Genomic DNA, 9,434 nt, shown 5'->3' with positions numbered 1-9,434 from the left:
TGCCTACTTTGCTTTGAGTGCGGCGAGTCGCTCGTTGATCTTGTTCTCGCGAACCAGATCACCCAGCTCCTTCAATTTGGCTGCCTGTTCCAGGCTGGTGCCGCGCCCGGCAAGGTCCAGCCCGGTTTGGCGTTGGTAGGTCCGGTCGAATGCGGATTGGGCGGCCTGCAGTTTGGAGGCCACGGGCGTGCCGGCGCCGGCGCCCCGGAGCGCGGCACTCTCGGCGGCCTGCCGTGATTGTTCAAAGTCGCGGATGGCCGCCTGCATCTCGCGTTTCTTCCCCATCAGGGCATCGACGAAACCGGAAAGCTCCTTCTCCTGCGAGGCCAGCTCCGCCAGGCTGGCTTCAAGCACAGGCAGTTGGGCTTCGATGTCGATCTGCCTTGCGATCGCCGGCTTGGCCAGATCCTCGCGTTGGCTGTCCAGCGCCTGTCCAATGGAAACGCTCAGGTGCTCGTGCTCCTTGTTCAGATTCAGGTGCTGCTGCTGCGCCAGATGCCGGTTGGCCACGACCCGGCCCAGTTCCGATCGGACTTCGTCGGCGATGCCCTCGACCTCACGAACGCTTTGCTCCAGCATCGCGACGGGCGCGTTGTCCTCTATCTTGTCCAGCAGGGCGTGGGCGCCTCCTGCAATCACCCTCGATACCCTCTGACGCAACGAGTCACTCATGTCGTGTTCCTTCCTGTTCGTTGATGGACTGCCTGTGAATCATGTTGGCCAGTTCGACCAAGGGCGCAGCGTGTCTTGAGACCACGTCGCCATCATGGGCCCTGGCTTTGCGGGTGATGGCCTGTCGCAGCAGGCTCTCGGCCAACTGCAGGCAGCGCTGCGTGAGTTGATCTTCCAGCCGTCGGGCATCGGACACGCCGTTGATCTGGGCCGACGTCAGTGCGGCCAAGATGGCCGGCGCGTGTTCGATGATGGTGGAAAGAACCTCGGAGTGCCCATGCTTGGGCTCCATCTGTGCCAGCTGTCTGCGCGTGTTGCTGCAGAGATCCCGGTACATGGACAGTGCGCCGTTGTAGTCCGTATCCCCTTCCTGCAGTTGCTTCAGCGTGGTGATCGCCACCCGCAACTTGTCGCTCATGGTGGTGGCGCCATCGAACGAAGCAGTGGACAGCCACTGATACAGCTCGTCGGGTATGCGACCCGACAAGGGCATCATGGAATGGGATGGCCGGGATGCTGTGTTCATGCGATGTCAATTGTATTCAATTGAATTCAGGCGTCAACAAGTTTGATCGGCAGCCTTTTTCGCCGATGGAGAGGTCCCGCATTTGCCCTCAAGGCCGGGTGGGCAGGAGGTTGTTCCTACAATCCAGGGCATGAACGCCCCTGCCTACACCCGCGCCCAGGCGCTGCCCGAGATCCTGAAGCACCGCATCGCCATTCTCGACGGCGCGATGGGCACCATGATCCAGCGCTTCAAGCTGGGCGAGGCCGAGTACCGGGGCGAGCGCTTCAAGGACTTCCACAAGGACGTCAAGGGCAACAACGAACTGCTCAGCCTCACGCGCCCGGACGTGATCCGCGACATTCACGAGGGCTACCTGAGCGCCGGCGCCGACCTGATCGAGACCAACACCTTCGGTGCCACCACGATCGCGCAGGACGACTACGAGATGGGCCACCTCGCGCGCGAGATGAACCTGGCCTCGGCCCGCCTGGCCCGCGAGGCCTGCGACAAGTTCAGCACGCCCGACAAGCCGCGCTTCGTGGCCGGCGCCCTGGGCCCCACGCCCAAGACCGCCAGCATCAGCCCCGATGTGAACGACGCCGGGGCGCGCAACGTCACCTTCGAGCAGCTGCGCGCGGCCTACCTGGAGCAGATCGAGGCGCTGGTCGAGGGCGGGGCCGACGTGCTGCTGGTCGAGACCATCTTCGACACGCTCAACGCCAAGGCCGCGCTGTTCGCGGTGGACGAGTTCTTCGAGCAGTCGGGCCAGCGCCTGCCGCTGATCATCAGCGGCACCGTGACCGACGCCTCCGGCCGCATCCTCAGCGGCCAGACCGTGACCGCTTTCTGGGCCAGCGTGCGCCACCTGCAGCCGCTGGCCGTGGGCCTGAACTGCGCGCTGGGCGCCGCGCTGATGCGCCCCTACATCCAGGAACTGGCCAAGGCCGCAGGCGACACCTTCATCAGCTGCTACCCCAACGCCGGCCTGCCCAACCCCATGAGCGACACCGGCTTCGACGAGACGCCGGAAGACACCAGCCGCCTGCTGCGCGAGTTCGCGGCCGAGGGCCTGGTCAACATCGTGGGCGGTTGCTGCGGCACCACGCCGCAGCACATCGAGGCGATCCGCCTGAGCGTGGAGCCCCTGGCACCGCGCGGTGTGCGGCGCGACTACTTCTACAAGGAAGCCGAAGCGGTCTGAAGTCCGACCGCGGCACGGGGTCGGTGGACCTCGTGCATAATCGGCGTTCCCTTCAAGGGGAGTAGTCAGCCTGCCACCCGGCGTCCAGCCGGTCTTCGGTGGGCGGAATTTCCGTCATTACGTGGTCTTCGGGTCACCGGGAATTCCCAGCCGCGCCACGCGCGGTGGAGGCAAGACCTTGGGGTGTTTGTTCAACACCAACCTGAGGTCTTTCAATGGAAAGCATTGCCCCGCTGTGGCTGTGGGTCGTCTTCGTCGTGTTCGTCGTGGCGGCTCTGTTCGTGGATTTCGTCGTGCTCAAGAAGCAGGGCTCGCACGCCGTCGGCGTGAAGGAAGCGCTGAACTGGTCGTTCGCCTGGGTCGCGCTGAGCCTGCTGTTCAACGGCCTGTTCTGGTGGGCCGTGAAGGACGCCACCGGTTCGAGCGCGATCGCCACCGAGAAATCGCTCGAGTTCCTCACCGGCTACCTGATCGAGAAAAGCCTGGCGGTCGACAACATCTTCGTCTTCCTGCTGATCTTCAGCTACTTCGCCGTGCCGGCCGCGTTCCAGAAGCGCGTGCTCATGATCGGCATCCTGGGCGCCATCGTGCTGCGCACCGTGATGATCCTGGTGGGCGGCTGGCTGCTGGCGCAGTTCCACTGGATCCTTTACGTCTTCGGTGCCTTCCTGGTGCTTACCGGCGTGAAGATGTGGTGGGCCGCCGGCCAGGAGCCCAGCCTGGACGAAAACCCCGCGCTGAAGTTGTTGCGCCGCGTGCTGCCTGTCAGCAAGGGCTTTGACGGCGAGAAGTTCTTCACCGTGGAAAACGGCAAGCGCATCGCCACGCCGCTGCTCATGGTGATCTGCCTGGTCGGCTTCACCGACGTGATCTTCGCGGTCGACTCCATCCCGGCCATCTTCGCCGTCACGCGCGACCCGTTCATCGTACTGACCAGCAACGTGTTCGCCATCCTGGGCCTGCGCGCCATGTTCTTCCTGCTGCAGGCCGCCGCGAGCCGCTTCCACCTGCTCAACTACGGGCTGGCGCTGATCCTGGTCTTCATCGGCACCAAGATGCTGCTGATCGACATCTACAAGATCCCGGTCGCGATGGCGCTGGGGGTGGTGCTCTCCATTCTGGCCATCACCATGCTCTGGAGCGCGCGCACGGCAAAGACCTGAGGCTTCAGTCCAGGTCCGGCACCAGCCGGTCGATCTCCTGCTGCATGGAGAAGACCAGCTGGCTGTAGAGCTGCAGCTTGCTGTCGGCTTCCCGCAGGCGCCGGCTCAGGCGCAGCGCCACGGCGCTCAGCAGCTTGGCGGCGGTGGCGGGCTCCTCCGCGATCATCGCCTCCAGCGCGTCGCGGGTGAGCACCGCGCAGCGCACCTCGGTGCTGGCGGTGCAGGTGGCCGAGCGCGCCGCGCCGTCCATCAGCGACATCTCGCCCATCAGGTGGCCGGGGCCCAGCACGTTGACGGTCTGGGCGTCGATGCGGCTCACGTTGAGCGCCTCGACCGTGACCTCGCCCTCCACCACCAGCGCCATGAAGCCGTCGTCGCCGCTGCCCCCGCTGTCGCCCTGGCGGATGATGGCCTCGCCTTCGGCACAGTGGCGCATCTCCATGTAGCCCACCACCGTGAGCGCCTCGCCCTCGCTGAGCTGGATCAGCGCGTTCGCCGAGCGCAGCAGTTCCGCGGCGCGCAGGGCGGTGCCCGAGGCGCTCTCGCGGGCGCGGCGGGTACCGAACAGGGTGTTGAAGAAGGCCATGGCGGAGGTCCGGTGGGCAGGGGGGCGCGAACCAAGCGATTGTCGTGCCTTCCGGCGCCATGCACCGCTTTGGCACATCCATTGCTTGGGCAAGGCCCATGCACCTGGACGCCAACCACCTCGTCAGCCGCCCCGAAGCGCCCGCCACCGGCGCCTGGCGCGACCCGCTCGCGCTGCTGCTGGCCTCCACCGGCGAAGGGGTGTTCGGGGTCGACCTCGACGGCCTGTGCGTGTTCATCAACCACGCCGGCGCGCGCATGATCGGCTTCGAGCCGGCCGAGTTGCTGGGCGCCAACATGCACGACCTCACCCACCACTCGCACGCCGATGGTGCGCACTACCCGGTCGAGGACTGCCCGATCTTCAACGCCTTCCGCCAGGGCCTGCCCTGCCGCATCGACAGCGAAGTGTTCTGGCGCCGCGACGGTACGGCCTTTCCGGTCGAGTACTCGAGCCACCCCATCGTGGACGGCGGCGAGGTGCGCGGCGCGGTGGTCACCTTCGTCGACATCACCGAGCGCAAGCGCGCCGCCGATGCCCTGCAGCGCGCCAAGGATCAGCTGGAAGAGCGCGTGGGTGAGCGCACGCTCGCGCTGGCAACCGCATTGAAACAAGTGCGTGAACTTGCTGCCCGCTCGGAAACCGTGCGCGAGGACGAGCGCACCCGCATCGCGCGCGAGGTGCATGACGAGCTGGGCAGCCTGCTCGTGGCGCTCAAGATGGACGTCAACTGGATGGACAAGCGCCTGTCCGAACAGGAGCAGCGCAGCGCCGAAGCCGCCCACGACATGCGCGACCGCATGCGATGCAAGTGCCAGAACATGAGCCGGCTGATCGAAACGGCGGTGGACAACGTCGGCCGCATCATCACCGACCTGCGCCCCAGCATCCTCGACCACCAGGGCCTGTGGGCCGCGCTGGAATGGCAGGCGCAGGAGTTCGTGCAGTCGGCCGAGATGGCGCTGGACTGGCGCCTGGACGTGGCCGAGGCCCCCGAGCCGCCCGAGCCTCTGGCCATGGCGGTGTTCCGCATCTTCCAGGAAATGCTCAGCAACGTCGGGCGCCACGCGCACGCCGATCAGCTGGCGGTGCACATCGTCGTGCAGGGGACTGCCTTGCAGTTGTGTGTGCAAGACAATGGTGTGGGGGCGCCGCCGCAGGCCTTCGAGGCCGCGAACGCCTACGGCGTGATGGGCATGCGTGAGCGCGCGAGGCATTTCGGCGGCGACATCCGGATCGACAGCGCACCAGGGCGGGGCACGCGCATGTGCCTGACGGTGACGCTGCCGTTGGAGACCGAGGCATTGACATGAACACGCAGTTCGACCTGATGACCGAAACCATCCGCGTGCTGATCGGCGACGACCACCGCATCGTGCGCGAGGGGCTCAAGCAGATCCTGGCCGATGCCCCGGACGTGCAGGTGGTGGCCGAGGCCCAGACCGGCCCCGAGGTGCTGGCCGAGGTGAAGGCCTTTCATGGCAGCGAGGGGCTGGACCTCGTGCTGCTCGACATCGCCATGCCCGGGCTCGACGGGCTGGACGTGCTGCAGGCCATCAAGCGCGAGCACCCGCGCCTGCCGGTGCTCATGCTCAGCACCTACCCGGAGAAACAGTACGCCGTGCGTTGCATTCGCCTGGGCGCCTGCGGCTACCTGAACAAGAGCGCCGACCCCGACGACATGCTCGCCGCCGTGCGCAAGGCCGCCGGCGGTGCGGTGTTCGTGAGCCAGGCCACGGCCGAGGCGCTGGCCGCCGCCGTGGGCAGCGCGGGCGCGCAGGGCGGGCCTGAGGCGCTCTCGCACCGCGAGTACCAGGTCTACCGCCTGCTCACCCAGGGCCGCACCGTGAGCGAAATTGGTGCGCAGTTGGGTCTGGCGCCCAACACGGTGAGCACTTACCGTGCGCGCGTGCTGGAGAAGACCGGCGCGAAGAACGACGTGGAGCTCGCGCTCTACGCCGAACGCCACGCGCGCGCGCCCAAAAGCACCTGAAACGCCGTTTTTTGTAGGGCTGGCCCTACACCGCGTCGGTCGACGCGGCACGACTTGCACCACGCAGCGCACAGCACCCGGCTTCTGGCCCGGTGCTTGCAAAGAGCCCCTCGTCTTCAACACACGAGGTGCGCCATGTCCGAATTCTTCGATCCCTACAACGCCGATCGTCCGCTCATGATGAAGTGCAGCTGCGGGCGCGAGCACACCGTGGCCGACCACCACGCCGAGGTGGCCGCCGACAGCGCCGCCATCGAGCTGCGCCGGCGCAGCGAGACCGCCGAGTTCGAGGCCTACAGCAACGAGTTCATCGAGGCCACCCTGGTCAAGGCGCTGTTCCCGCAGGACGAGGTGCGCCGCCGCTTCCTGCGCGCGGTGGGCAAGGGCACGGCCATGGCCGCCATCGCCAGCGTGCTGCCGGTGACCAGCTTGCAGGCCATGGCGCAGGAGACCGGCACGAAGAAGGGCACGCTGGAGAAGACCAACCTCAAGGTCGGCTTCATTCCCATCACCTGCGCCACGCCGCTGATCATGGCCCACCCGCTGGGCTTCTACAGCAAGCAGGGCCTCAACGTCGAGGTCACCAAGACGGCCGGCTGGGCCCTGGTGCGCGACAAGATGATCAACAAGGAGTACGACGCCTCGCACTTCCTCTCGCCCATGCCGCTGGCCATCTCGCTCGGCCTGGGCAGCAATGCCACGCCGATGAACGTGGCCACCATCCAGAACATCAACGGCCAGGCCATCACGCTGAGCCTGAAGCACAAGGACAACCGCGACCCGAAGAACTGGAAGGGCTTCAAGTTCGGCATCCCGTTCGACTACTCGATCCACAACTTCCTGCTGCGCTACTACCTGGCCGAAGCCGGCCTGAACCCCGACACCGACGTGCAACTGCGCGTGATCCCGCCGGCCGAGATGGTGGCCAACCTGCGCGCGGGCAACATCGACGGCTTCCTTGGCCCCGACCCCTTCAACCAGCGCGCGGTGTTCGACGAGGTCGGCTTCATCCATGTGCTGACCAAGGACCTCTGGAACGGCCACCCCTGCTGCGCCTTCGGCACCAGCACCGAGTTCATCCAGAAGAACCCCAACACCTTCGCGGCGCTCTACCGCGCGGTGCTCACCTCGGCCGCCATGGCGCGCGACCCCAAGAACCGCGAACTCATCGCCAAGGTGATCGCGCCCAGCCAATACCTCAACCAGCCCGAGGCCGTGCTCACGCAAGTGCTCACCGGCCGTTTCGCCGATGGCCTGGGCAAGATCCAGACCGTGCCCGATCGCGCCGACTTCGACCCCATGCCCTGGCAGAGCATGGCGGTGTGGATGCTCACGCAGATGCAGCGCTGGGGCTACATCAAGGGCGAGGTGAACTACCAGCAGATCGCCGAGAAAGTGTTCCTCATCACCGACGCGCGCAAGCACATGAAGGAACTGGGCCAGCCCTTCGCGGCCGGCCCGGGCTACACCAAGCACACCATCATGGGCAAGGTGTTCGATCCGGCCAAACCCGCCGAGTACCTCAAGAGCTTCGCCATCAGCAAGGCGGCGGCCTGACATGAAGCAAGCGAGCCTCAACCTGCGCGCTGCGCTGGTCTCCCTGCTGCTGTTCGCCGTCTTCATCGGCGCCTGGCAGCTTTCCACCAGCGGGCCCAGCATCGGCGGTTCCTCGGCCGGCATGACAGCCGAGGAAATCGAGTACGCCAAGATGATGGGCAAGGACCCTGGCGCGGCCAAGAGCACCGGCTTTCCGCCGCCGATCGAAGTGGCGAAATCGAGCTGGGCCCAGCTGTCCGACCCGTTCTACGACAAGGGCCCGAACGACAAGGGCATCGGCATCCAGCTCGCGCACTCGCTGGCGCGCGTGGGCCTGGGCTTCGTGCTTGCCATGGCGGTGGCCATTCCGCTGGGCTTTCTCATCGGCATGTCGCCGCTGATGCGCAAGGCCTTCGACCCTTTCGTGCAGGTCTTGAAGCCCATCAGCCCGCTGGCCTGGATGCCGCTGGCGCTCTACACGCTCAAGGACTCGGACGTCAGCGGCATCTTCGTCATCTTCATCTGCTCGGTCTGGCCCATGCTGATCAACACCGCCTTCGGCGTGGCCTCGGTCAAGCGCGAATGGCTCAACGTGGCGAGCACGCTGGAGGTCAACCCGATCCGCAAGGCCTTCCAGGTGATCCTGCCGGCGGCCGCGCCCACCATCCTCACCGGCATGCGCATCAGCATGGGCATCGCCTGGCTGGTCATCGTGGCCGCCGAGATGCTCGTGGGCGGCACTGGCGTGGGCTACTTCGTGTGGAACGAGTGGAACAACCTCTCGCTCACCAACGTGATCTTCGCCGTGCTGCTCATCGGCGTGGTCGGCATGCTGCTCGACCTGATGTTCGCCCAGCTCCAGAAGGCGGTGACCTATGTGGAGTGAATCCGGCGAGCGCGCTCCGCAGGCCGCTGTCCCAACGAAAGCCCCTCAGATGACAACCGGTTTCCTGAAGGTGGAACACCTCGCCAAGGCCTACCAGGCCGACAAGCCGGTGTTCGCCGATGTCTCCTTCACCCTCGACAAGGGTGAGTTCGTCTGCATCATCGGCCACAGCGGCTGCGGCAAGACCACCATCCTCAACGTGCTTGCGGGGCTGGACACCGCGAGCTCGGGCCACTGCTTCATGGACGGCCGCGAAATCGCCGGCCCCAGCCTGGAGCGTGGCGTGGTGTTCCAGAGCCACGCGCTCATGCCCTGGCTCACGGTGCGGCAGAACATCGCCTTCGCGGTGAAGTCGCGCTGGCCCGACATGCCGCGCGCCGAACTCAACGCCCACGTCGAAAAGTTCGTCGCGCTCGTGGGCCTGAGCCCGGCCATCGACAAGAAGCCCAGCCAGCTCTCCGGCGGCATGAAGCAGCGCGTGGGCATCGCACGCGCCTTTGCCATCCAGCCCAAGATGCTGCTGCTCGACGAGCCCTTCGGCGCACTGGACGCGCTCACGCGCGGCACCATCCAGGACGAGCTCATGGGCATCGTGCGCGAGACGCAGCAGACCGTCTTCATGATCACGCACGACGTGGACGAGGCCATCCTGCTGGCCGACCGCATCCTGCTCATGAGCAACGGCAGCGAAGGCCCGAACGGCTACGTGCCCGGCGGCATGGCCGAGGTGGTGGTCAACCCGCTGCCGCGCAGCCGCACGCGCGCGCAACTCCATCACCTGGATGGTTACTACGACCTGCGCAACCACATCGTGGACTTTCTGGTCACCCGGGCCAAGGCGCACTGATTTTTTCCTCTTCTTTTTCATCCCATCACAACGAGGCAACCC

10 protein-coding genes are annotated in these 9,434 nt (G+C 66.1%); 7 read left to right on the top strand and 3 right to left on the bottom strand.

What is annotated here, in order from left to right; all coding sequences use genetic code 11:
* Nucleotides 1-3: 3 nt before the first annotated feature.
* Together AC07ZS_RS10075 and AC07ZS_RS10070 are read right to left on the bottom strand one after the other, a co-directional pair.
* Entirely contained in the window at nt 4-672 is a 669-nt protein-coding gene (locus AC07ZS_RS10075) for a PspA/IM30 family protein (protein WP_494798460.1), read from the bottom strand.
* Nucleotides 665-1,198, bottom strand: coding sequence for a hypothetical protein (locus AC07ZS_RS10070; RefSeq protein ID WP_494798459.1), 534 nt, complete (start codon nt 1,196-1,198; stop codon nt 665-667). The genes AC07ZS_RS10075 and AC07ZS_RS10070 overlap by 8 nt, the downstream gene beginning before the upstream one ends.
* A gap of 130 nt (nt 1,199-1,328) precedes the next feature.
* Between AC07ZS_RS10070 and AC07ZS_RS10065 the strand changes: the two genes are divergently transcribed.
* Nucleotides 1,329-2,381 carry a homocysteine S-methyltransferase family protein gene (locus AC07ZS_RS10065; protein WP_494798458.1) on the top strand — a complete coding sequence of 351 codons (1,053 nt, stop codon included), beginning with the start codon at nt 1,329-1,331 and terminating at the stop codon, nt 2,379-2,381.
* A gap of 215 nt (nt 2,382-2,596) precedes the next feature.
* On the top strand, nt 2,597-3,544 hold the full coding sequence (locus AC07ZS_RS10060) for a TerC family protein (RefSeq protein WP_494798457.1): 948 nt from the start codon (nt 2,597-2,599) through the stop codon (nt 3,542-3,544).
* A 4-nt stretch (nt 3,545-3,548) separates the two neighbouring features.
* On the opposite strand, the gene AC07ZS_RS10055 is transcribed toward AC07ZS_RS10060, so the two are convergent.
* Nucleotides 3,549-4,130 carry a cyclic nucleotide-binding domain-containing protein gene (locus AC07ZS_RS10055; protein WP_494798456.1) on the bottom strand — a complete coding sequence of 194 codons (582 nt, stop codon included), beginning with the start codon at nt 4,128-4,130 and terminating at the stop codon, nt 3,549-3,551.
* Between the two features lie 98 nt (nt 4,131-4,228).
* Between AC07ZS_RS10055 and AC07ZS_RS10050 the strand changes: the two genes are divergently transcribed.
* From AC07ZS_RS10050 to AC07ZS_RS10030, 5 genes are all read left to right on the top strand, one after another.
* The gene (locus AC07ZS_RS10050) at nt 4,229-5,443 is read left to right on the top strand and encodes a sensor histidine kinase (RefSeq protein ID WP_494798455.1); all 1,215 of its coding nucleotides are present in this window, start codon (nt 4,229-4,231) and stop codon (nt 5,441-5,443) included.
* Between the two features lie 17 nt (nt 5,444-5,460).
* Nucleotides 5,461-6,123 (top strand): response regulator, encoded by a 663-nt coding sequence (locus tag AC07ZS_RS10045; protein ID WP_494798498.1) that lies wholly within the window; start codon nt 5,461-5,463, stop codon nt 6,121-6,123.
* A 135-nt stretch (nt 6,124-6,258) separates the two neighbouring features.
* Nucleotides 6,259-7,680, top strand: a complete 1,422-nt coding sequence (locus AC07ZS_RS10040) for a CmpA/NrtA family ABC transporter substrate-binding protein (protein ID WP_494798454.1) — start codon at nt 6,259-6,261, stop codon at nt 7,678-7,680.
* 1 nt (nt 7,681) lies between these two features.
* Nucleotides 7,682-8,545 carry a nitrate ABC transporter permease gene (gene ntrB, locus AC07ZS_RS10035; RefSeq protein WP_494798453.1) on the top strand — a complete coding sequence of 288 codons (864 nt, stop codon included), beginning with the start codon at nt 7,682-7,684 and terminating at the stop codon, nt 8,543-8,545.
* A 49-nt stretch (nt 8,546-8,594) separates the two neighbouring features.
* Nucleotides 8,595-9,392, top strand: a complete 798-nt coding sequence (locus AC07ZS_RS10030) for an ABC transporter ATP-binding protein (RefSeq protein ID WP_494798452.1) — start codon at nt 8,595-8,597, stop codon at nt 9,390-9,392.
* Nucleotides 9,393-9,434: the final 42 nt, after the last annotated feature.

Source organism: Hydrogenophaga sp. GW456-12-10-14-TSB4 (assembly GCF_059424305.1).
This window is presented reverse-complemented; position numbering and strand designations above follow the sequence as displayed.